This is a genomic window from Bacillus sp. J41TS8, assembly GCF_018333035.1.
GTDB lineage: Bacteria > Bacillota > Bacilli > Bacillales > Bacillaceae > Bacillus > Bacillus paralicheniformis.
Genome location: NZ_BORF01000012.1, coordinates 46,180 through 68,564, shown reverse-complemented (window position 1 = coordinate 68,564; position 22,385 = coordinate 46,180). Strand labels below are relative to the sequence as shown.

The 22,385-nt window shown below is 46.2% G+C and carries 20 protein-coding genes; 15 read left to right on the top strand and 5 right to left on the bottom strand.

Features of this window, described 5'->3' with window-relative positions; all coding sequences use genetic code 11:
• The first annotated feature begins 24 nt into the window (after nucleotides 1-24).
• A complete protein-coding gene (gene ganB / locus KI350_RS16155) occupies nucleotides 25-1,299 on the top strand; it encodes an arabinogalactan endo-beta-1,4-galactanase (protein ID WP_106071166.1) in 1,275 nt (424 codons plus the stop codon).
• A gap of 162 nt (nucleotides 1,300-1,461) precedes the next feature.
• Here ganB and ald read toward each other — a convergent pair whose 3' ends face one another.
• Nucleotides 1,462-2,592 carry an alanine dehydrogenase gene (gene ald / locus KI350_RS16150; protein ID WP_065643484.1) on the bottom strand — a complete coding sequence of 377 codons (1,131 nt, stop codon included), beginning with the start codon at nucleotides 2,590-2,592 and terminating at the stop codon, nucleotides 1,462-1,464.
• Between the two features lie 313 nt (nucleotides 2,593-2,905).
• Here ald and KI350_RS16145 point away from each other — a divergent pair, with 313 nt between their 5' ends.
• Together KI350_RS16145 and KI350_RS16140 are read left to right on the top strand one after the other, a co-directional pair.
• On the top strand, nucleotides 2,906-4,330 hold the full coding sequence (locus KI350_RS16145) for an alanine/glycine:cation symporter family protein (protein ID WP_065643485.1): 1,425 nt from the start codon (nucleotides 2,906-2,908) through the stop codon (nucleotides 4,328-4,330).
• 171 nt (nucleotides 4,331-4,501) lie between these two features.
• Nucleotides 4,502-6,187 (top strand): methyl-accepting chemotaxis protein, encoded by a 1,686-nt coding sequence (locus KI350_RS16140; protein WP_065643486.1) that lies wholly within the window; start codon nucleotides 4,502-4,504, stop codon nucleotides 6,185-6,187.
• Between the two features lie 28 nt (nucleotides 6,188-6,215).
• On the opposite strand, the gene KI350_RS16135 is transcribed toward KI350_RS16140, so the two are convergent.
• Nucleotides 6,216-6,587, bottom strand: coding sequence for a YxeA family protein (locus KI350_RS16135; protein WP_065643487.1), 372 nt, complete (start codon nucleotides 6,585-6,587; stop codon nucleotides 6,216-6,218).
• A gap of 181 nt (nucleotides 6,588-6,768) precedes the next feature.
• On the opposite strand from KI350_RS16135, the gene KI350_RS16130 reads away from it, so the two are divergent.
• The 8 genes from KI350_RS16130 (at nucleotide 6,769) to KI350_RS16095 (ending at nucleotide 15,052) form a co-directional block, all read left to right on the top strand.
• Entirely contained in the window at nucleotides 6,769-7,476 is a 708-nt protein-coding gene (locus KI350_RS16130; RefSeq protein ID WP_065643488.1) for a response regulator transcription factor, read from the top strand.
• The gene (locus KI350_RS16125) at nucleotides 7,473-8,480 is read left to right on the top strand and encodes a sensor histidine kinase (RefSeq protein WP_065643489.1); all 1,008 of its coding nucleotides are present in this window, start codon (nucleotides 7,473-7,475) and stop codon (nucleotides 8,478-8,480) included. Before KI350_RS16130 ends, KI350_RS16125 begins: the two co-directional genes overlap by 4 nt.
• 91 nt (nucleotides 8,481-8,571) lie before the next feature.
• On the top strand, nucleotides 8,572-9,336 hold the full coding sequence (locus KI350_RS16120) for an ABC transporter ATP-binding protein (RefSeq protein WP_065643490.1): 765 nt from the start codon (nucleotides 8,572-8,574) through the stop codon (nucleotides 9,334-9,336).
• Nucleotides 9,311-11,197, top strand: a complete 1,887-nt coding sequence (locus KI350_RS16115; RefSeq protein WP_065643491.1) for an FtsX-like permease family protein — start codon at nucleotides 9,311-9,313, stop codon at nucleotides 11,195-11,197. Before KI350_RS16120 ends, KI350_RS16115 begins: the two co-directional genes overlap by 26 nt.
• Before the next feature lie 178 nt (nucleotides 11,198-11,375).
• Nucleotides 11,376-12,464, top strand: coding sequence for an acyltransferase family protein (locus KI350_RS16110; RefSeq protein WP_020453563.1), 1,089 nt, complete (start codon nucleotides 11,376-11,378; stop codon nucleotides 12,462-12,464).
• A 183-nt stretch (nucleotides 12,465-12,647) separates the two neighbouring features.
• Nucleotides 12,648-12,875: a FeoA family protein gene (locus KI350_RS16105; RefSeq protein ID WP_020453562.1), complete on the top strand. Its 228-nt coding sequence runs from the start codon at nucleotides 12,648-12,650 to the stop codon at nucleotides 12,873-12,875.
• Entirely contained in the window at nucleotides 12,872-14,884 is a 2,013-nt protein-coding gene (gene feoB / locus KI350_RS16100; protein ID WP_065643493.1) for a ferrous iron transport protein B, read from the top strand. Before KI350_RS16105 ends, feoB begins: the two co-directional genes overlap by 4 nt.
• A 15-nt stretch (nucleotides 14,885-14,899) precedes the next feature.
• Nucleotides 14,900-15,052 (top strand): FeoB-associated Cys-rich membrane protein, encoded by a 153-nt coding sequence (locus KI350_RS16095; RefSeq protein WP_065643494.1) that lies wholly within the window; start codon nucleotides 14,900-14,902, stop codon nucleotides 15,050-15,052.
• A gap of 22 nt (nucleotides 15,053-15,074) precedes the next feature.
• On the opposite strand, the gene KI350_RS16090 is transcribed toward KI350_RS16095, so the two are convergent.
• Nucleotides 15,075-15,443, bottom strand: coding sequence for a VOC family protein (locus tag KI350_RS16090; RefSeq protein WP_065643525.1), 369 nt, complete (start codon nucleotides 15,441-15,443; stop codon nucleotides 15,075-15,077).
• A 617-nt stretch (nucleotides 15,444-16,060) separates the two neighbouring features.
• Nucleotides 16,061-17,020 carry an iron-hydroxamate ABC transporter substrate-binding protein gene (locus KI350_RS16085; protein WP_065643495.1) on the bottom strand — a complete coding sequence of 320 codons (960 nt, stop codon included), beginning with the start codon at nucleotides 17,018-17,020 and terminating at the stop codon, nucleotides 16,061-16,063.
• 172 nt (nucleotides 17,021-17,192) lie between these two features.
• Here KI350_RS16085 and KI350_RS16080 point away from each other — a divergent pair, with 172 nt between their 5' ends.
• The 4 genes from KI350_RS16080 (at nucleotide 17,193) to yidA (ending at nucleotide 20,469) form a co-directional block, all read left to right on the top strand.
• Nucleotides 17,193-17,654: a DUF3052 domain-containing protein gene (locus KI350_RS16080; protein WP_065643496.1), complete on the top strand. Its 462-nt coding sequence runs from the start codon at nucleotides 17,193-17,195 to the stop codon at nucleotides 17,652-17,654.
• 147 nt (nucleotides 17,655-17,801) lie between these two features.
• Complete coding sequence (locus KI350_RS16075) at nucleotides 17,802-18,452, top strand: MtnX-like HAD-IB family phosphatase (RefSeq protein WP_065643497.1); 651 nt, start codon at nucleotides 17,802-17,804, stop codon at nucleotides 18,450-18,452.
• On the top strand, nucleotides 18,452-19,501 hold the full coding sequence (locus KI350_RS16070; RefSeq protein WP_212930534.1) for an iron-containing alcohol dehydrogenase family protein: 1,050 nt from the start codon (nucleotides 18,452-18,454) through the stop codon (nucleotides 19,499-19,501). The genes KI350_RS16075 and KI350_RS16070 overlap by 1 nt, the downstream gene beginning before the upstream one ends.
• A 155-nt stretch (nucleotides 19,502-19,656) precedes the next feature.
• Nucleotides 19,657-20,469, top strand: coding sequence for a sugar-phosphatase (gene yidA / locus KI350_RS16065; RefSeq protein ID WP_065643499.1), 813 nt, complete (start codon nucleotides 19,657-19,659; stop codon nucleotides 20,467-20,469).
• Nucleotides 20,470-20,502: 33 nt separating this feature from the next.
• Here the strand turns inward: yidA and KI350_RS16060 are convergent, their stop codons facing one another.
• A complete protein-coding gene (locus KI350_RS16060; protein ID WP_065643500.1) occupies nucleotides 20,503-22,041 on the bottom strand; it encodes an ABC-F family ATP-binding cassette domain-containing protein in 1,539 nt (512 codons plus the stop codon).
• Nucleotides 22,042-22,385: the final 344 nt, after the last annotated feature.

The window sequence follows — 22,385 nt, the reverse complement described above, 5'->3', positions numbered from 1 at the left end:
CATGAAAGGGGAGAAGCGAGTTTCATGAAAAACGTGGTGGCTGTTTTTGTGGTGCTGATTTTTGTTTTGGGCGCACTTGGAACCGGCGGTCCGGCGGAAGCCGTCAGAGGTTCCAAGGCGGCAGAAAGCGGCCTTTTTGTCGAAAAGGTTTCAGGGCTTCACAAGGATTTTATAAAAGGGGTTGATGTTTCGAGTATCATCGCTTTGGAAGAGAGCGGCGTCGCCTTTTACAATGAATCCGGAAAGAAACAGGATATATTCAAAACGCTGAAGGAAGCAGGCGTCAATTATGTCCGGGTGCGCATCTGGAATGATCCCTATGATGCCAACGGCAATGGCTATGGAGGGGGCAATAATGATCTGAAAAAAGCGATTCAGATCGGAAAACGGGCCACTGCCAACGGAATGAAGCTGCTGGCGGATTTCCACTATTCCGATTTCTGGGCGGACCCGGCGAAACAGAAAGCGCCAAAAGCATGGGCAAACCTAAACTTTGAAGATAAAAAAACGACGCTTTACCGATATACAAAACAAAGCCTTGAAGCGATGAAAGCAGCGGGCATCAACGTCGGCATGGTGCAGGTCGGAAACGAAACAAACGGGGGTCTTGCCGGTGAAACGGACTGGGCGAAGATAAGCCAATTATTCAATGCGGGGAGCCGAGCGGTCCGGGAGACGGATTCGAATATTTTAGTCGCCTTGCATTTTACCAATCCGGAGACGTCAGGCAGGTACGCTTGGATTGCCGAGACGCTTCACCGGCACCATGTCGACTATGATGTATTTGCAAGCTCGTATTATCCATTTTGGCATGGCACACTGAAGAATCTAACATCCGTCCTGACATCCGTCGCGGATACGTACGGCAAAAAGGTCATGGTAGCCGAGACATCTTATACGTATACGGCTGAAGACGGAGACGGACACGAAAATACAGCCCCTAAAAACGGTCAAACGCTCAATTACCCGGTCACCGTTCAAGGACAGGCGAACGCGGTCCGTGATGTGATTCAAGCGGTCAGCGATGTAGGAGAAGCCGGAATCGGCGTTTTCTATTGGGAACCGGCATGGATTCCAGTAGGACCGGCACGCCAGCTTGAGAAAAATAAATCGCTTTGGGAGACATACGGATCAGGCTGGGCCACAAGCTATTCCGCTGAATACGACCCGGAAGACGCAGGAAAGTGGTTTGGCGGCAGCGCCGTAGACAATCAGGCATTGTTTGATTTTAAAGGACGTCCATTGCCTTCTCTGAATGTATTTAAGTATGTTGATACGGGAACACCATTCAAAAATTGACTTGCAGCCGATTTCTCGGATAAAGGCGAACGCCGTTTGCCGGAAAGCGGTTTAAAGCAGAATGAAAAAAGGCCGGATGATATCCGGCTTTTTTTCGTGAAAGGACAGTCAGAAAGCGTAATTAAAATGTTTTCATTCAATTGACAGAAAGATAGGGTCCGCTTAACCAGCGGTTACCGTTTGAAATGCATCTTCTACAGATACGTATTCATATCCAAGGTCGCGCGCGACGGCCTTGTAGGTAATGCTTCCGTTTGCAACGTTGACGCCGAGAGCGAGCGCCTGATTTTCGGCGACTGCTTGTTCAACGCCTTTATTTGCGATTTGCAAAGCGTAAGGCATAGTGACGTTTGTTAAGCCGATCGTTGAAGTACGGGGAACGGCTCCCGGCATATTGGCGACTGCATAATGGACAACGCCGTGCTTCGTATAAGTCGGATCGTCATGCGTGGTGATTTTATCAACCGTTTCAATAATGCCGCCCTGGTCAATCGCCACGTCTACAACAACTGAGCCTGGGGACATCGACTGAATCATCTCTTCTGTGACAAGTTTCGGCGCTTTTGCACCAGGGATTAAGACGGCGCCGATGACAAGGTCAGAGTCTTTTACGGCTTCCGCAATGTTGAGCGGGTTGGACATAAGCGTTTGAATGTCTTTGCCGAACTGGTCATCGAGCTGGCGGAGGCGCTCAGCGCTCAAATCGATCAAAGTGACGTCAGCGCCAAGTCCGACTGCGATTTTGGCAGCGTTCGTACCGACCACTCCGCCGCCGATGATCGTGACCTTGCCGCGTTTTACCCCGGGTACGCCTGATAACAGGATGCCTTTGCCGCCTTTTGATTTCTCAAGAAATTGCGCGCCGATCTGTGAAGCCATGCGTCCGGCGACTTCACTCATTGGAGTCAGGAGCGGAAGCGTCCGGTTCACTTCGACCGTTTCGTAGGCGATGGCTGTGACGCCGCTGTCCACAAGCGCTTTCGCAAGCTCAGGCTCAGCTGCTAAGTGCAGATACGTAAATAAAACAAGTCCTTTTCGGAAATAGCCGTATTCAGAGGTGATCGGCTCTTTCACCTTCATGACCATATCCGCTTTTGCCCATACATCCTTCGCTTCAACCAAAATGTCTGCCCCGGCTGCTTTGTAGTCAGCATCCTCAAAGCCGCTTCCAAGTCCGGCTCCCTGTTCGATTAAAACTTGATGACCGCTTTTTTTAAGCGCGACTACTCCGGCCGGCGTAATGGCTACACGGTTCTCATTGTTTTTAATTTCTTTCGGAATTCCAATGATCATGATGTCGTCCCCCTCAAATGAAATATGATTCTACCGCTAGTATAAATCTCTGAACCGGCAAGAGCATCGTGTGTAAAATTAAAAATGTAAGCGCTTTTTTGTGAAATTTAACAAATTGGTGAACGTTGAATGAAGTGAAAGGATTGATATGAGGAGTTATCTATTAAAATTTTTTTCTTTAAAAAATAGTTTTGTTAAAAAAACAAATGTAAGCGATTACATTTTGTGTCGTTTCACAAACATAACCATATTTCGTTGTGATAGAATATCTCTTGCAACTATGAAAGCGTTATCTTTGTTGGGAGTGAGTCATATGGATATCTTAGAAATACTAGGCAAGATTAATAAGGTATTATGGGGGCCGCCCAGTTTAATTTTATTATTTGGGACAGGCTTATTTTTAACGTTTGTTTTAAAAGGACTGCAATTTCGCCGCCTGATCTATGCGTTTAAGATCGGATTTGGCAAGGAAGACAGCAAAGACGCAGCTGCCGAAGGGGATGTGAGCCATTTTAAAGCTTTAATGACAGCGCTTGCCGCCACGATCGGAAACGGAAATATCGCAGGTGTCGCGACGGCATTGACACTCGGCGGACCGGGTTCGATCTTCTGGATGTGGGTTGTCGGGCTGTTGGGCATGGCAACGAAATACGCGGAAGCCTTGCTTGCTGTTAAATTCCGCGTAAAAAATGAAAAAGGGGAATATTCAAGCGGGCCGATGTATTATATCGAACGCGGACTCGGACGCAGATTTAAAGGACTCGCCATCGCTTTTGCGCTGTTTGGAGCTTTTGCCGCTTTGGGGATAGGCAACAGCGTCCAATCCAATACGATTGCCGATATTACAAAGAATAGCTTCGGTATCGAAAACTGGGTGACAGGGCTGATTCTCGTCATTCTTGTCAGCGTCATCATCTTCGGCGGCATCCAGCGGATCAGCACGGTTGCCAGCTTCTTTGTGCCGATCATGGCTTTTCTTTATATGGGCGGGGCGATCTTGATTCTGATTTTGAATTATGACAAGATTATTCCGGCTTTTGAGCTGATTTTCTATTATGCTTTCCACCCTGTGGCAGCAGCCGGCGGTTTCCTTGGAATTGCCGTATCTGAAGCCGTTCGGAACGGGGTGTCCCGCGGCATTTTTTCAAACGAGGCAGGCCTTGGGACGGCTGCGCTAATCGCCGGAAATGCGCGTGCAGATCATCCGGTAAAACAGGCGCTCGTCGCAATGACCGGGACATTTATCGTTACGATCGTGGTGTGTACGATGACAGGTTTAACCCTTATCATTACCGGTTTCTGGGACCCGTCTGGCGGCTTGATATCCGGTGCGGCCCATAACGCCAGCCTCGAAGGCGGGGCATTGACGAGTGCGGCTTTTGCCTCGGTACTCGGCACGGCAGGCGAATACATTGTGTCGCTGTCGGTCATTTTCTTTGGGTTCTCTACAATTGTCGGCTGGTATGTTTACGGAGAAAAATGCTTCGAGTATTTGGCCGGTTCCAAAGGAATTGCGGGCTACAGGCTGGTCTACATCCTCGCCTGCGGCATCGGGACGGTCGCCAACCTTGTCACCGTCTGGGCGTTTGCCGATATGGCGAATGCGCTGATGATGATTCCCAACCTGATCGCCATCCTGCTGCTTTGGAAAGTCATCAAAGCAGAGACAAATGATTATTTTCATCACTTCTATGAACATACCAAATCGGCGGGTCCGCCAAGTAAACCAATTCATTAATCAATCATGCTGATCTGAAGCTCTGCCATCCCGGCAGAGCTTTTTCTTTGTTTACAATCATACAAAATCTCAAATTTTGACGAAAAATGTCGATACTATGAAATGAAGAAGATCTTTAATTTGAAAATTGCATTTCATCATTGATGACATAAAGGAGAAAGGATCACCATCATGAAAGTGAAAACAAAACTGCTGGGAATCATATCAATTTTAGTCGTTTCCATCGTTGGAATCGGAGCCTCCTCTGTTTTTATGATTTCTTCTACGGTGAAAAAGAATGAAGAACTCAAGGACAAGATGGAATTTCAAAAAGAGATTAAGCATATTCAATATCGTCTGACCGGCTTGTCGAATGACGAAAGAGGTCTTATTATGACCAGAGACAATGAATACAGCGAAGGAATGAAGGACAAGGCCGACGATGTTTTAAAGAGTCTTGACCGCGCCGGCAAACTGATCCGGGAAGACACATACAAAGCGAACGTCGAAGAAATTAAAGAAAATTTCAATGCTTATTGGAATTTAAATCAACAAGTTATCCAATCTTACGCTTCAAGTTCTAAAAAAGCCGAATCGATCCATTTCGGAGAGGAAAGAACATTAAGAAAAGAAGTCCTCGATCCGTCTGTCAACAAGCTGGTCGAAAGCCTTGAAGAAGAGGTGGAAGATCTGAAAGCAGAGATCAGCGCCAATGGGACGATGAGCGAATGGGTCATCATCACTGTCACAGGAGTATCAGCCATCGTGGGAATTGTTTTGAGTCTGCTGCTCTTGAAGTCTATTCTGGTGCCGTTGAGAAGCCTGAATCAGCAGCTTGGGGACATCGCCCACGGTGAGGCGGATTTAACCAAGAAAGTGATCGTCAAAAATAAAGACGAGTTCGGCCAGCTTGCCAATTCTTTCAATGCTTTTGTTCAGTCGCTGACGCAAATTGTGAAGCAGATCAGCAGTTCGTCTGAGCAAGTCGCCGCATCCTCTGAACAGTTGTCGGCAAGCGCGGAGGAATCGAAATCGACCTCCGAACGGATTTCGGAAGAGATGCAGGCGATTGCCGACAGCAATATGACGCAAAGCGAAATGACAGAAAAAAGCTCTGAATCGATTCATGAATTGCTGGACCGCTTATCATCCGTTGCCTCCAATACAGGCAGCATAGCGGATCTGTCGTCTTCGATGAGAGACAAAGCCGAAATCGGCTCCGAGTCCGTTCATAAAATGCTCGAGCAAATGAATTTCATTGATAAATCCGTCGACTCAGCCGGCAGCGGCCTGGAGGCGCTCGTGTCCAGCACGGCGGAAATCAGCAACATTTCTTCGCTCATCACAGATATTTCGGAACAGACGAATTTGCTGGCGCTGAACGCGGCAATTGAAGCAGCAAGAGCGGGAGAACAAGGAAAAGGGTTTGCCGTCGTGGCGGAAGAGGTCCGGAAATTGGCGGACGAAACGAATAAGTCGGCGAACCATATTCAATCATTGGTCACAACGATCCAAAATGAATCGGTAGAAACGGTGAATAACATTAAAGTCGTTCAAGAAAATGTCAGCTCCGGAATCGCTCTGTCCGAGGAGACGACCGGCAATTTCACCGAAATTTTGATCTTGGTAGAACAGGTTGCTTCTCAAATCCAAGAAGTCGCAGCTTCTACTCAGCAGCTGACATCAGGTGTCGAAATGGTTCAAAACACCATTCAAACATTAGCTTCCGGATCACAGGAAACGTCGGCTGGCACAAAAGCGGTTGCTTCCTCAACTCAGGAGCAGCTGGCTTCGATGGAAGAAATCTCTTATGCAGCAGAATCGCTGTCTCAATTGGCTGAAGAACTGCAAACCGTCATCAACCGATTTAAATATTAAGCAGAAAACCCCATCAGGCGATGGGGTTTTAATTGGTTTTCATGGCGGCTAAAGCGCCCTCGGGGATTTCCTCTTCGTGTACTTCAGTCAAGCTTCCGGCTTTCGTTCCGTACGCCCATACTTTGATGAAAGCGCCGGGACGCAGTTTTTCGTCCGCCTCTGCTTCAATCTGCTGTTTGTGTCCGCTCGCGTCATATCCGGTTAATGTGTAGTTGTACTTTCCGTTATTCAGCTTTTCTGCATGATCTTCGGCTTTGAGATAATAGGCCTCAGGCTTTCCTTGGCCTTGTATGAAATGATCGGCCAGGGGCACAAGGCCCCCTGTCGCTTTCTGCAGGATAAAAACGCCGGCAACGGCGATCAGAACTGCGGCAATCAGGCCGCCTGCCCGTGTCTTCATATACCTTCTCCTCTTTCATTCAGTTTGTGGATGGTATTATTTTATAAAAAAGGCGCAGGGAGAAGAAATTGATTCATATTACAGTACACTTACATGATTGTAAGGTAGGACGAATCGCGGCGGCTTTTGTTTATCAGACCGCTTCGTGTCATAATATATCCAAACAGAAGGAGAGACCGAGATGCAAAAAGTGATGATTGTAGAAGACGACCCGAAGATTGCCGATTTGTTAAAATCGCATATTGTCAAATACGGATACAACGTTCATGTAGTGAAAGACTTTGACCGTGTCATCGATGAGTTCAGAAGCACGGCGCCTGATCTTGTTCTGCTTGATATTAATTTGCCAAGCTTTGACGGCTATTACTGGTGCCGGCAAATCCGCCAGGAATCGATTTGCCCTGTCTTGTTTATTTCGGCGCGGACGGGCGAAATGGATCAGGTCATGGCATTGGAAAACGGCGGGGATGACTTTATCACCAAGCCGTTTCACGCCGAGATCGTCATGGCAAAAATACGCAGCCAGCTTCGCCGGGCTTACGGAGAGTATGCAGCGAAGGCGGAGGAACGGCTTCTTGAAAAAGAAGGACTGCGGCTGTATCCGGAAAGACTTGAACTGACATTCGGCGGTCAAACGGCTGCTTTGACGAAAAAAGAAGCCGATATTATCGAAAGCTTAATGGAACGCCACCCGAGGATTTCCGGCCGCGAAGATTTGCTGGCCAAGCTGTGGGATGATCAGGCCTATGTGGATGAAAACACGCTTAATGTCAACATTACACGCGTCAGAAAAAAGTTTCAGGAGCTCGGTATTGAAGATGCGGTGGAAACAGTGCGGGGCGCGGGCTATCGCTTGAATGTATCCTGGGTGAAGGCGGGAGAGGAATGAAGCTTTTTTTCAAAGAACACTATTTGTTGATTGCTGTGCAAGTGCTGCAGTTTATCACGATGCTGTCGGTGTACTGGCTTGATGGGTATCAACACATCAGGCCGGCTTTTTATGCCGTTTTTCTCGGCTTTTTCTTTCTTGGCTGCTATCTTTTCTACCATTACTATACGCGCCGGAAGTTTTACAAACGGATGACGAGCGGGCTGGATTCATTGGATGACACCTTCAGGCAATCGAATCAGCCTCAATCCCCTCTGTCAGAAGCGCTTGAACAGCTGCTGAAAAGCCAGTACAGGCAATACCGCCAAGAATTAAAGAAGCTGGAGCTTGGACAAAAAGAGCATTTGACCTTCATGGAACAATGGGTGCACCAAATGAAGACACCGCTGTCGGTCATCGAACTGACGGCTCAAAATTTGGATGAACCGGAATCATCTAGCATCCGTGAGGAGACCGAACGGATGAAAACGGGCCTCAATACGATTCTCTATATGGCCAGACTGCGGACGATCGAGCAGGATTTCCGTATAAAACCGGTCGCATTAGCGGATATCGTTCACGAGGTCAATCGCGAAAACAAGCGTTTCTATATTCGCAGTCAAGTTTATCCTAAGTTCAAGGAAGTCAAAAAAGGCATCACCGTCGAAACAGATGAAAAGTGGCTGTTTTTCATCATTTCCCAATTTGTCAACAATGCGGTCAAATATTCGGCGGGAAAAAGCAATACGGTTATGATTTCTATTGGTGAAAACGATTCGGAAGCGGTATTGGAAGTGACAGATTTCGGTGCCGGCATCCCGGATACAGATCAAAAGCGGGTATTCGACCCGTTTTTCACAGGAGAAAACGGACGTCGTTTCAGAGAATCGACCGGAATGGGTCTTTACTTGGCAAAAGCGGCGGCTGACCAGCTCGGCCACCGGATCGAACTTGAATCGCAAGAAGGGAAAGGCACGACAATCCGGCTGGTTTTCACGGCTACGCAAAACCTTACATCGATGTAATGAAAGTGAAAGAAGAATCGATAGTTCATCAATAAGGGATTCAGGTAAACTGATCACAGATCAAAAGTTAAAGGTGAAAGGAGATCTTGTGATGCTTCAGGTCAAACAAGCCAGTAAGATTTACGAAGGAAAAATTGCGTACCGCGCGTTAACAGATATTAACCTAACAATTGATAAAGGTGAATTCGTCGGCATTATGGGGCCGTCCGGAAGCGGAAAAACGACCCTATTAAATATGATTGCAACGATCGATGAACCGACGACGGGCGAAATATTGATCAGCGGCCAAAACCCGCATGTTCTCAAAAAAGAAAAATTGGCGAAATTTCGCCGCAGAGAGCTGGGATTTGTGTTTCAGGACTTTAATCTTCTGCCGACATTAACGGTTGAAGAAAATATTGTACTGCCTTTGACGCTTGACGGCGAAAAGGTCAAGGAAATGAAGCGGAGGGCAAACGATTTAGCCGAAAAGCTCGGGATTACCCAGATCATGAAAAAGCGCACATTTGAAATATCGGGCGGTCAGGCCCAACGTGCCGCTGTAGCGAGAGCGATGATTCATTCGCCGAAGCTTTTGCTTGCCGATGAGCCGACGGGCAATCTTGATTCAAAGTCATCCAAAGATGTGATGGAAATGCTTGAGTCGATCAACCGCAACGAAAAAGCGACCATGATGCTTGTCACGCATGACCCTCAGGCGGCAAGCTATTGCAACCGTGTCGTCTTTATTAAGGACGGAAAGCTGTATTCGGAGATCAACCGCGGCGATAACCGCCAAGCGTTTTTCCAAAAGATTCTCGATACACTGTCCTTGTTGGGAGGGGATGCAAATGACCTTTCGTCAGTTCGCGTTTAACAACGTCATTCGCAACAAAAGGCTGTATGCCGCTTATTTTCTCAGCAGCATGTTTACGGTGATGGTTTTTTTCGCATTCGCGATCTTTGCTTTCCACCCGGTGATGACCAGTGATTCTTTGACCTCCGGCATCGGGCAGCACGCTTCCGTTGGCCTGTTAGTCTCCGGCGGCATTATTTTCGTCTTTTCTTTCTTCTTTGTGCTGTACTCAATGAGTTCATTTCTTCAATCGAGAAAAAAGGAATTCGGCGTTTTAATGATCCAGGGGATGTCCATGCGCCAAATTCGCATGATGGTATTTCTTGAAAATATGCTGATTGGCTTTTTTGCGACAATCGGCGGGATTGTGCTCGGTCTTGTCTTCGCCAAATTGATATTGCTCACAGCGGAAAATGTGCTGATTATTGATAATAAGCTCGATTTTTACTTTCCGTTGATGGCGATGATTGTGACATTTATTTCTTTTAACGGCCTGTTCTTATTTATTTCTTTTCTTGTGTCATTTGTGCTCAGGAGCGAGAAGCTGATTGTTCTGCTAAAAGGGAACAAAATCTCCAAAGGGGAGCCGAAAGCATCTGCCTTGCTTACGCTCATTGCAGCTGTGCTGCTTGCCGGAGGGTACTACACCGCTTTGATTGTCAAAGGAATAGGCGTTCTTGCGGCGATGGTGCCGGTGACGATTGTTGTTATTATCGGCACATATCTGCTGTTTACACAGCTGAGTGTTTATGTGATCCGCAGGCTCAAAAAACGGGAAACTCTGTTTTGGCGGAAAACGAATATGATTTTGTTTTCTGATCTGTCTTACAGGATGAAAGACAATGCGCGGACGTTTTTTATGGTGGCGATTATCTCTACTGTGGCGTTCAGCGCCATCGGCACGCTGTACGGTTTCCAAACCCTGCTGACAAACGGAATTAAAGATATGAATCCGCATACGTTCTCGTATAAACCGCCGAAAACAAACAAAGACACCGAAAAAGACGTGGCTTTCATCAATGACACGCTGAATGAACGAAATATCAAAACAGATAAAGCTTCAGCTGTCCTTCAATATTTCGATGTCGACGGCAATGACATGCTGATTGTGAAAGAATCTGATTATAACAAGTTTGCCGATCTCGTCGGGGCCGACCACGTCAAGCTTGAAGAAGGGAAAGCCGCAGCTGCCGAGTATGATGTCAAGATCGGTCTCGAGGGAGAAAACGACCAGCCGCTCCCTTCGTCAATCCCTCTTGCAACCGGCAAACAGCTGCAGGCTGACAAAACGGTCCGTTCAAAAGCGTTATCTGAAAACAACTATTATATTGTGACAGACGATGATTTTGCACAGCTGAAAAAACCGAAAAGCGAAAACCGGTTCTATGCCTGGCAGGCAAAAGAAGCTGACAACATGTCTTTAGTGAAAGCCGGGGAGGTTTTGCATAAGAAACTGGATTACATGTATTTCGGGGCTGTAGATTATGAGGTATATGATTTAAGCAAAGGGTATGGCCCGATATTATTTGTCGGACTGTTTATCGGAATCGTCTTCTTCGTTTCAGCAGGAAGCTTTCTCTATTTCCGGTTGTACACTGATTTGGACGATGATAAGCAGAAATTCAAATCGATTGCCAAAATGGGTTTAACAGACCGCGAACTGCATAAAGTGCTGAACAGGCAGATCGGCATCCTGTTCTTCGCGCCTATCGTTGTTGCCCTTATCCATGGAGCCGTAGCGCTGACCGCTTTATCGCATGCCTTTCAGTACAATCTGTTCAAGGAATCCGCAATGGTGCTCGGCGTATTCTTCGCTATCCAGGTCATATATTACTTCATCGTCCGCTTCTACTATACGAAACAGATAAAAGCGGCGATTTAAAAAAGATTAGACTGCGTCTAACCCAGCTTGTAGAAAAACCCATGTTTTTCTGCAAGCTTTTTTTATACTTGCAGCCGGCAAATTTGGGATAAACATACCTATGTATTTTGCCTCTTTCTTCATTTGGTTGATTATGTTAATTTGATATTATTTCAAATTTGAAAGAGGAGTGATCGATTTGCAGGTAAAAGAAATATTTGTTATTCGCTTTATTTCCTGCTTAAGCGTTGTTTTGCTTCATGCGATATCGATGGTGCTCATGGTGCGGGCGGACATGCTTGGAGATACGGTTTTCCGGGTTGTTGAATCTTTCAGGACGCTTCTGATGTTCAGTACGCCTGCGTTTATTTTTATTTCCGAATTTTTGCTCGCGCATGCTTACCCTGGCGGCGTTCCGGAAGGGTTTTTAAAAAAGCGGTTTAAAACGATTTTCATCCCTTTTCTATTTATCGCTGTTTTGGATGCTTTTATGACCGCTGGTCTGATGATGCAGCAATTTCATGCATCGGTCATTTTAAAAAAACTGTTGGCGAATATTTTCCTGGGGAATTTCATCGGTTATTTCATCCTCGTCATTTTTCAATTTTACTTGTTGCACATGTGCTTCCATTCATTTTTGCAAAAGGCGTCGCCTAAATGGGTGCTTTCGATTTCTTTTGCGGTCACAGCGGCTTATTTGAGCTATTTCACGTTCATTCAACCTCCGGTTGTACAGGAAGAGGCGCCGTTTCCTTTTTCATGGGTGCCGTTTCCCGGCTGGCTCTTTTATTTTTGTTTGGCCTATTATTGCGGCAAAAATTACGAGCGCTTTTTGGCATTGCTGGAACGATACAGGCATGCGGTATATGCAGCGGCTGCTGTGACCGGATGTTTCATTGTAGCGGTTTCCTACTTCGGACAAGACATCGCAGTGACGTCAAAGCGTCCGGATATCCTGCTTTATTCAACAAGCATCATTTTCTTATGCTTTCACCTGTTTTCAAAACTGAAGTCGGTGCCGAAGCTGATCATGATGATCAGCAACTATTCTTTTTCTATTTATTTATTGCACGCTTTTATCCTGATTTTCGGGTTGGTCATTTTAACGAGCTTTGAAAGCATCGGTACGGTTTCGGCTGTTTTGCTCTTGTTTTCGATCTCTACAGGCGTTGCGGTTTTCATATCTTGGGCCGTCAATAAATTGAAGTATGGCTATATGTTTGTCGGAAAAATTTACGTGCCGAAAAAGAGGAGAATCGAGCAAAAAGTGAGCCATCATGCCGGTTAACGACTTAGATTGATAGAGCGAAAAGCCAGAACGGCAGGTTGCACCGCCGGAGCTTTTCGCTTTTTTATATTCTCGCAAAAATGTTCCGGTTTTGACACATCTTCTTTTAAATGGAAGGTGGCTTATTGCCTATAATCATATTATGATAACGATTATCATTTTCATAATGTGGAGGCCTCAACAATGGTTTTAGCTGAATTAAAACAAAAAGAGAGAGCAAGAATCATAGATTTTTCAGAAGTGAATGAACTTGTTCAGCGCAGGCTCATACAGCTCGGGATGAAAGAAGAAGCTGAAATTTGCGTGCAGCGGAAATTGCCGTTTGGCGGACCGTTCATGTTTGAGTCAGGCGGACAGTGCCTCGGCATACGGCTTGAAGAAGCAAAAAAGATCAGGATTGAAAAGCTATGAACAGCCGGCAGATTGCCCTTTTCGGAAATCCGAATACGGGGAAAACGTCATTGTTTAACGCGCTGACAGGCTCCTATGAGTATGTCGGCAACTGGAGTGGGGTGACCGTTGAGAAAAAGGTGGGACTGCTCCGCCATAAACAAGGAATGATGGTCGATCTCCCCGGCGTTTATACATTGAGCCCGCTGTCCCGCGATGAAGGGGTCGTCACTGACTTCCTGCTCAACGAATCATTTTCAGACATATTGAATATTGTCGATGCATCCCAATTAAAGCGGAATTTGCACTTAACTGTGCAGCTCCTCGAATTTGGTCATCCGCTCACAATCGGTTTAAATATGATCGATGTCGCAGGACAGCGAGGCGTCTTCATTGATCATCAAAAGTTGTCTGCAGCGCTAGATGTTCCGGTGATTCCTGTGATTGCCCGCAGCGGCAAAGGGTGTGATGAACTGAGCCGGCATTTGCTTCTTGAAAAAGAAAAGAGAACAAAGCCGCTCGTCATCAATTACGGAAGCACAGTAGAAGAAGCGATTGGCCGGATCGAGTCGATCATACCGGAACGTCCCGGCGTTTTAAAACGGTGGATGGCTCTTCAATATTTGGAAGGCAACTCGAAAATGAAAGAGCAGCTGGAAGACGCGGCCGACAGCGAACGGTTAAAGGAAATTTACGAGGAGACAGAAAAACGCCTTCTTCAGGAACAATCCGCAAAATCGCTGCATCAGCATATTTACAATGAGAGAGAACGATGGATTGACCGCATCATGTCATCCTCTGTTGAATATCAGTCAGACCGAAAACAGACGCTGACTGAACGCGTGGATCAGATCGTTACGCATCCGGTGCTTGGCATTCCGATTTTTTTGTTGTTCATGTATCTCATGTTCATGCTGACGTTTGACTGGCTTGGTGTTCCATTGTCTGATACACTGGACGGTTTCATCGGCGGACCGCTGACGGAATGGACGGCTTCGGCACTGTCGGCAATGGGAGCCAGCCCGTTTATCGAGGCGCTCATTCTCGATGGGATCATTGCCGGTGTCGGCGGTGTCCTCGTTTTCGTCCCGCAGATTTTTATTCTGTTTTTCTTCATTTCGGTGCTCGAAGATTCCGGGTATATGGCGCGTGTGGCCATGGTGATGGACCGTCTGATGGAGGCGATCGGTTTAAACGGTAAAGCCTTTATACCGCTGATCATCGGCTTCGGCTGCAATGTTCCGGGCGTCATGGCTGCACGAACTGTAGAGCAGCCTAAGGAAAGACTTTTGACGATTATGCTGACGCCATTTATGTCCTGTTCGGCAAGACTTCCGGTTTATGCTTTGTTTGCAGGGGCTTTTTTTGCGGCTCATCAGGCTTTCGTCGTCCTGACCTTGTATGTGCTGGGCATTGCTGCGGCGCTGGTGCTGGCGAAGTTTTTATCCTCATCCAAGCTCAAAGAAGAAAAGTCGTTTTTCGTGATTGAACTGCCGCCTTATCGTTTGCCTCAAGCGCGTACATTGTGGCGGGCAACATGGGAAAAGGGCAAAGGTTTCGTCCGCAAAGCCGGGACTTACATTTTTGGCGGTTCTGTCCTCATTTGGCTTTTATCGTATACAGGGCCCGGTGGAACGGGCGTTGAGATGGATGACAGCTTTTTAGCAATGATCGGCGGAGTGCTCGCACCGTTGTTGATGCCGCTGGGGTTCGGCACATGGCAGGCAGCGGCATCACTATTAACAGGTTTTCTCGCGAAGGAAGTTGTCGTCGCTTCAATGAGCATCATCTATTTCGTACCCGAAGCCCAGCTGCAAGGCATGATGGCTGAGCAATTTACACCGCTGGCCGCTTACGGATTTATGGCTTTCGTTCTTTTATACGTGCCATGTCTCGCGACAGTCGCGGTGATTAAAAAAGAAACAAACTCGAAAAAGTGGATGTTCCTGTCCATTGTTTACGGATTGGCCATTGCATATGTGATCGCGTTCTTGATTTATCAGGGCGGACGATTGCTTGGGTTATCATAGGAAGGATGTGACAGCATGCTGTTTAATATCACGATCGGAGCGCTCATCTTCGGTTATGCGGCATGGACGCTTATAAAATTTGTCAAACGAAGCCGGAAAGGAAAATGCGCCGCCTGTGAATTAAATCGAACGTGTCAGTCGGCTTGTGATGATGTGAAAAACAGCTGAGGTGCTCAGCTGTTTTTGTTTTTTAGACTTGCACTTCGCTCATCAAAGCGAGGGTATTTCCTTCGGTATCTTTAAAGAAGGCCATCCAGGTTTCCGTTTGCTCGATTTTCGCCGCCACATGCGGCTCAATTGGAAAAGAAACGCCTTTTGTTGCGATTTCATTATAAACTGTCGGCAAATCTTCAACTTGAAAATAGATGACGGAGCTTGCATGAGCAAATTCTTCTTTTTCCGGGAGATTGAGAAGAAGCCGCAGCCCGCCGCACTCAAAGAAAGCCATGCGATCTGTCTGAAATAAAAGGGACAGGCCTAATACATCCTGATAAAATGCCGCAGCCCGCTCCAGGTCTTGAACCGGTACCCTAATTTGTCGAACCTTTTCGATTCCCATCATGATCGCTCCCTTTTTTGTCATTATTTTCATTTTGCACAATTGATTCCAAAATATCTATTTTTCGCTGTGTTTTTTGTTTCACGTGAAACAGCGGCGGCATGCGTGTTAAATCATTGTTTTCATGGATGTTTATTGGTACATGGCTTCCGTTGGTTTAAATGGAAAATAGTAGAAAGGGGGCGAAGGTAATAAGTGAAAATCAAAAGGCTGAGCAGGAAAGAAAAGTTGGATATGAAGGGTTTGTGCTTCTTCTTTCACTCATCTTTATTTCCATCTTTATCACGACCTCATATGAGATACCGAGCAATCTGTTACTGATCATTCTTTTTTTCATTGGCAGCGGCTATTATTCGATTAGGCTTGTGAGCAAAGGTCTGTTGAGAAAAAAGAGGGGACTTGGCTTTAAAGCCGCGTTGTATGCCTTTGTCGTTTGGAGGGCATTATCTTTTCTGTTTCATGACATTTCTTATCCATTCACTTTGAAAGGGTTATTATTTCAAATATTGATGTTTTTTCTTTTCTACATTCCTTTCTTTTTTATCTTTCAATTTGCTTTTAAGCTTTCAAGCATACAAGAAAGAAAACAATAAAAAAAGCTGGAAATTCCAGCTTTTTTACTTATTCTCTTTCTCACGCTTCACCAGCATCTCCGTAATCAAATCAACCTGTTTGCTGACAGAGATCGGATCGTACGGGTAGAACGTGTCAAAGTCGTTGATAAATACACGGTTATTTTTGACGGCGTCAAGGTTTTTCCAAATGGAAGACTGCTTGAGCTTGTCCAGCGTCTTGCTGTCGCCGTTCGGGTTATAGTCTGTTACAAACATGTAGTCGGCAGCATATTCAGGTACGACTTCCAAGGATAGTTCTTTGATGTCGCCTTTTTTGAAGATGTCCTTTTGAATCTTTTCAGGCGCTTTTAAGCCGAGCGCGTTGTACACGGCTTGGCCTCCGCGGCCGCCGTTGTCATTGAACACCCAGAATTGTCCTTTTTCTGTGTTTTCATAAATACCGAAAGTAGCATTTTTGTCGACGACTTGAGCGATTTTTTTCCTTGCTGATTTCGATTTCTGTTCGAAATCGGCTAGGAATTGTTCAGCTTCATCTTTAGCTCCTGCAATGTCGCCAAACATCTTAACGGTTTCCTGAACATTTTTCGCCGTATTATAAGGAATCACAACGGTCGGTGCGATTTTGGACAGTTTGTCGTAGTTTTCATCGTTCATCACGACAATTAAATCAGGCTTCAGTTTCATGACTTTTTCCACATTAATCGGGTCGCCTAAATCTGTCACATCTTTCATGCGGTCTTTTAAAAACGGATTGGAGAAAGACCACGAGCCGGAGCCGACGACATTGGCGCCGACCGTGAACAGTTCACCGGCATAAAAGTCTGTCACGATGCGCTTTGGATGTGTTGGAATGTCCACTTTTCCACGCGTTGATTGATATGTTCTTGTCGTTTCTTCAGCCGCTTTTTCTTTGTTGCCGTTTGACGAATTACCGCTTCCGCAGGCGCTGACCACGATACACAACAGCATAACTAAACCGATTATCAATAAGTTCTTTTTCACTTGACCCTCCTGTTGATATAAAGCATATGAAATTCTCTAAGTGATAATGATTCGCATTATCACTGTAAATATAGCAGATGAGTCCCTCTTTCGTCTATCACTTTTTTGCTAAGTATGATTCGTGCTGTTTTGGTTAATTTGTTACTATAAACAGAAAAAGGATTGATGAGGTATGGCAGAAACGAACCCGGTGATCAAAAAACTGCAGTTCAAGGATAATGGACAGCCTGTACTGATCGTAAATCCGCCAGAGGCATACAGCGCCATCATGGCTGAATTCCAAGGCCATGTCGATCATCAGGCCGAAGCTGACCGATACAATTTTGTTCAGGTATTCGCAGCGACCAACGCAAAGTTGCAGGCTTTAGCCAAGGAGGCTGAGCGTCATCTGGCGGAAGACGGCCTGTTTTGGCTTTGCTACCCGAAAAAATCATCGAAAGTCTACAAAGGATCGGACTGCAGCCGCGACACAGTAGCCGGGCTGCTTGCGGACCAGGGCTATGAACCGGTTCGGCAAATTGCAATAGATGAAGACTGGTCTGCGCTCAGATTTCGCAAGGCGGAAAACATTAAAACGATGAAGCGTAAATTTGCCGTGACGGAAAAAGGTAAACAGCGTACAGATCAAGAATGATCATATATGTCTCTTTTCAGAGAGGCAGATGATTCAGCTTGTGAACGAAAGTACACAAAAAAGAAATAATATTATGTTCAATGTTTCACAAACTTTTTGTATAATGAATCTAATCTTTTAAAATACCATAGAAAAGAGGTATGCAGCTTGAAGAAATGGGCATTTGTATCAGACTTTGACGGGACGATTTCCAAACAGGATTTTTACTGGATGGTCATTGATAAATATTTTCCGGAAGGCCGTGAATTGTTCAAGAAGTGGAAGGCCGGAGAATTAAAAGATATCGAATTTTTGGGAACCGTTTTTGCTTCAATTCATCAAAGCGAGCAAAAAATCATTGATGACATTCATTCCATACCGATTGATGAATATGTGCCAGACTTCATTCAGCATGTCCAGAAAAACGGCGGCGATTTCTATATTTTAAGCGCCGGCACGGATTATTACATTCATTATATTTTAAAGAAATACGGGATTACAGACGTTGAGGTCTTTTCAAATAAAGGCTTTTTTAAAGAAGACAATGTTCATATGGACATTGATGAGAATCATTGGCATTACTCTGAGCGCTATGGGATTGATAAATCAAAGGTCATTCAAAAGCTGAAAGAAGAGTACGAGACGATTTATTTTGCAGGCGACAGTGAACCGGATTCCCACCCGGCTAAATTTGCGGATGTAACGTTTGCAAAGGATGCGCTCCAGGATTTGCTGCGTCAGCAGGAGGTGCCATTTGTAGCCGTTGAAACATTTGAAGACATTGAACAGTATCTTAAAGAAAAAGGGCGGATCGTCTAATGCCGCGCCAGGTTACCAGCATAGCCATCCCCGCGGTTTTGGACATTAGTGAAGGCGTGCTTGGCCGGTTGGATGAGATATTGAGAAAACATCAGTTTGATAAGGCGATCATGTTTTTTGACGATTTTTCCTATCAGCAGTATGAGCATTCATTAAAAGCCGCCTTTCAACATGTCAAAGTAGAAGCTGTTTTGCTGCCGTCCAACCTGGACATACAGGAGCTTTTAAAGCAGGCATTTTCAATCGGGAATTACGATGTCATCATTGCCATGGGCGGCGGGTATGTTGTCGATTGCGGAAAATACATCGCCTTTTCCAAGCGGACCCCGTTCATCAGCATTCCGACGTCGGCATCCAATGACGGGTTTGCGAGCAGCAATTGCTCGCTTCAGGTCGAAGGGAAAAAAACAACCGTGCCGGCAAGGGTACCGTACGGAATCATAGCTGATTTGAGTATTATTCAAAAAGCGCCGGAGCACTTTATTTTGGCGGGGATCGGCGATTTGATGTCCAATATTACGGCTCTTTATGATTGGGAGTTTGAAGAGCGGCACGGGGTCAGCGATGTCAATGCGTTTGCGTCGATGCTCAGCAAAAAAGCGGTCAACAGCTTTGTCCGTACGCCGATGCAGGATATTAAACAGCCGATCTTTTTAAAAGAGCTTGTCAGTTCTTTGACAATGGGCGGCATCGCCACGGAAATCAGCGGAAACAGCGCGCCGATCAGCGGTTCTGAGCACCTGATTTCCCATGCGTTGGACAAAATTGCGGAAAAACCGCAGATGCACGGCATTCAAGTCGGGGTAGCCACCTACATCATGGCTCATGTACAGGATCATCGGGCCAAGCGGATTGAAAAGGTGTTTACGAGAACAGGCTTTTTTCAATATGTGAAAACGCTGAATCTGAACAAAGATGAGTTTCGCGAAGCGATCAATTTGTCGCACACTGTCAAGCCCAACCGTTATACGTACTTGCATGAAGCCGGCTATCGCGAAAAAGCGCTTCGCATCCTTAATGAAGATCCGATTCTGCAGGAAATATTTTAAGTAGGCTAAGCGGCCCGAAAAACGCCTTATTTGCTGTAAGGCGTTTTTTCCGTGGGCATCTGACGAAAATGACGGGGAAAAGCTGTGATACAATAAAGAAGGTATGGGTCATAAGTACGACGTTAGGGCTCGATTCTGATCAGGGAGAGTGTAAAATGTACAAACTAATCGCGATAGATATGGATGGAACATTGTTGAATGATCTTCATGAAGTAACAGAGGAAGTACGGAATGCCCTGCATGCTGCAAAAAAGCAAGGCGTCAAAATCGTTCTTTGCACGGGCCGTCCCCTCGGCGGTGTAAGCCGCTATCTGGAAGAACTGAATCTAAATGAAGACGGCGATTATGTCATCGCCTATAACGGAGCGCTCGTTCAAAATACGCACACTCAGGAAGTCGTGTCAGAGCTGACACTGAGCTATGATGATGTGAAATCGTTATATGAGCTCAGCCAAAAGCTTGATACGCCGATGCATTTTTTTGATTCTGCTTATTTGTATACGCCAAATCGGGAAATCAGCCCGTATACCGTTTACGAATCATACGTTACCAAAGTGCCGCTCCGGTTCCGGACGATCGAAGAAATCCCGAAGGACCTTCTCGCGCCAAAGGCGATGTACATTGATGAACCGGAAAAGCTGGACCGGACGATCGCCGCAATACCGGAAGACGTCAAGGAACGTTATACAATGGTGAAAAGCTCGCCGTTCTTTTATGAAATTCTTCACCCTGCGGCAAGTAAAGGAAATGCCGTTCAGCAGCTTGCCGACATATTAGGCATCGCACAAGAAGAAGTGATCTGTATTGGAGACAACGGAAACGACATGTCGATGATCGAATGGGCGGGATGCGGAGTCGCCATGGGGAATGCGATCCCTGAGGTAAAAGCTTCGGCCGATTATGAAACGCGTACGAATAACGAAAACGGCGTTGCCCACGCCATTCATGAGCTTGTATTGTCCAAATAAAAAAAGCCGGCCTTTCGAAAGGCCGGCTTTTACCTATTTGCGGCGCCATGCTTCAATCCGCCAGATATGAGTCACCCAGTCTTCATAAAAAGACGGTTCATGGGAAACGAGCAAAATCGTTCCCTTGTAGTCGCAGAGCGCTTGCTTTAACGCACGCTTTGCCGATGTGTCAAGATGGTTTGTCGGTTCATCAAGAACAAGCAAATTGCTGTTTGAAAGCATCAGTTCCGCCAGCCGGACCTTTGCCTGTTCACCGCCGCTGAGCGTAGCAAGGGGCTGGCTGATATGCTTTGGCGTCAAACCGGATATCGCGAGCGTCTGCCTGATGTCTTTTTCCGATAGATCAGGAAAGAACGCCCGCAATTTTTCAAGCGGCGTATCATGAGAAACCGGACTTTCCTGCCTGAAATAGGCCGCCTGTAAATGCTGTCCTGCCGTGACGGTGCCGCTTAGCGGCTTGAGATCACCGAGCAGCGTTTTAATGAGCGTCGATTTTCCGGCGCCGTTTTCTCCGGTAATGGCGATTTTATCGCCCCGTTTTACGGTCAGAGAAAGAGGCTTAAATAATGGAACGGTGTAGCCCGCCTCAAGATTTTCCGTTTTGAGTACGGTCATCGCCGGATTTCGCCCCGTTTTAAATGAAAAGCTGGGGACATAAGAATCTGTCGGTTTTTCGATTCGCTTGATTTTGCTTAATGCTTTCTCCCTGCTTTTGGCCTGCTTCGCCTTTCGGACCCTGTTCCGGTCGATAAACGCCTCTAGCTTTTTAATTTCCCTGTGTTGTTTGGCATATGCGGCTTCAGCCTGTGCCCTGCTTTGCACATATTCCTTCAGAAAATATTGATAGCTGCCGGAGTACCGTTTGATCGTTTGATGCTCCAGATGGAATGTCACCGTCGTGATCTCATTTAAGAAGTGTTCGTCATGTGAGATCACGAGAAAGGCGTGCTTATAGTTTTTCAAATACCCCGTCAGCCACTCAATATGGGCCGCATCCAAATAGTTGGTCGGCTCATCCAACAGGAGCACATCAGGTTCTTCAAGCAGCAGTTTGGCCAACAGGAGCTTCGTACGCTGCCCGCCGCTTAAAGCCGCGACATCCTGATCAAGCCCGATTTCCGTAAAGCCGAGGCCTTGAGCGGCATCCTCAATTTTCGTTCCGATTTGGTAAAATCCTGAACTCTCCAGTTCGGATTGGAGCTCTCCGTATCTTTTCAAAATGGCCTCCAAATTGTCTTCGGCGTCGGCCATTTTTTCGGCAAGCCGATTCAGTTGCTTTTCGATTTCAAACAGCCGGTCGTACGCTTGCTCCATGTACTGAAGGATGGTTGTGCCTTTCGTCAGCTTGGCATGCTGTTCAAGAAAGCCGGCCCGAATGTTTGGCTGCCATTCAATGTTTCCGTGATCGGGCAGAAGGCTGCCTGTCAAAATCCGCAGCAATGTCGATTTTCCGGCTCCGTTTGCACCGACAAGGCCGGCGTGTTCGCCTTTCAGCAGGCGGAACCCGGCGTCTTGAAAGATAATACGGTCTCCATATATATGGGTCAGATTCGTGACATGAACAATACTCATGGTGATTCTCTCCTTCAGGCTTATTTTTTTTGAAAAAACAAGCCATCAAAAGAGAACAGCGTGAAGCCTCGCTATCCTGTCCGGCAAAAAAAAACGGGTAAGGCAAACTACACCTTACCCGCTACATATTTAAAATACAGCAAGAAAGGATGTCAAATCATATCAAACTGTTCCCGAGATGGCTTGTCTAAAAAGGGCAGACTTCTCCCGTCTTTAAGCCAATTCTCTTTTAAGAACAGTTGATAAGATTTTCATTCCTTTCCACCTCGTTTTGGTCAAATTTACCTTCACAACACATTATATGAAGCGGAGTGCCGGTTGTCAAACCGCTGCCATATGAATTG

Excerpts from the sequence above, each read along its gene's own strand:
- ganB (WP_106071166.1), top strand. The coding sequence starts at position 25 with ATGAAAAACGTGGTGGCTGTTTTTGTGGTGCTGATTTTTGTTTTGGGC.
- ald (WP_065643484.1), bottom strand. The coding sequence starts at position 2,592 with ATGATCATTGGAATTCCGAAAGAAATTAAAAACAATGAGAACCGTGTA.
- KI350_RS16145 (WP_065643485.1), top strand. The coding sequence starts at position 2,906 with ATGGATATCTTAGAAATACTAGGCAAGATTAATAAGGTATTATGGGGG.
- KI350_RS16140 (WP_065643486.1), top strand. The coding sequence starts at position 4,502 with ATGAAAGTGAAAACAAAACTGCTGGGAATCATATCAATTTTAGTCGTT.
- KI350_RS16135 (WP_065643487.1), bottom strand. The coding sequence starts at position 6,587 with ATGAAGACACGGGCAGGCGGCCTGATTGCCGCAGTTCTGATCGCCGTT.
- KI350_RS16130 (WP_065643488.1), top strand. The coding sequence starts at position 6,769 with ATGCAAAAAGTGATGATTGTAGAAGACGACCCGAAGATTGCCGATTTG.
- KI350_RS16125 (WP_065643489.1), top strand. The coding sequence starts at position 7,473 with ATGAAGCTTTTTTTCAAAGAACACTATTTGTTGATTGCTGTGCAAGTG.
- KI350_RS16120 (WP_065643490.1), top strand. The coding sequence starts at position 8,572 with ATGCTTCAGGTCAAACAAGCCAGTAAGATTTACGAAGGAAAAATTGCG.
- KI350_RS16115 (WP_065643491.1), top strand. The coding sequence starts at position 9,311 with ATGACCTTTCGTCAGTTCGCGTTTAACAACGTCATTCGCAACAAAAGG.
- KI350_RS16105 (WP_020453562.1), top strand. The coding sequence starts at position 12,648 with ATGGTTTTAGCTGAATTAAAACAAAAAGAGAGAGCAAGAATCATAGAT.
- feoB (WP_065643493.1), top strand. The coding sequence starts at position 12,872 with ATGAACAGCCGGCAGATTGCCCTTTTCGGAAATCCGAATACGGGGAAA.
- KI350_RS16095 (WP_065643494.1), top strand. The coding sequence starts at position 14,900 with ATGCTGTTTAATATCACGATCGGAGCGCTCATCTTCGGTTATGCGGCA.
- KI350_RS16090 (WP_065643525.1), bottom strand. The coding sequence starts at position 15,443 with ATGGGAATCGAAAAGGTTCGACAAATTAGGGTACCGGTTCAAGACCTG.
- KI350_RS16080 (WP_065643496.1), top strand. The coding sequence starts at position 17,193 with ATGGCAGAAACGAACCCGGTGATCAAAAAACTGCAGTTCAAGGATAAT.
- KI350_RS16070 (WP_212930534.1), top strand. The coding sequence starts at position 18,452 with ATGCCGCGCCAGGTTACCAGCATAGCCATCCCCGCGGTTTTGGACATT.
- yidA (WP_065643499.1), top strand. The coding sequence starts at position 19,657 with ATGTACAAACTAATCGCGATAGATATGGATGGAACATTGTTGAATGAT.
- KI350_RS16060 (WP_065643500.1), bottom strand. The coding sequence starts at position 22,041 with ATGAGTATTGTTCATGTCACGAATCTGACCCATATATATGGAGACCGT.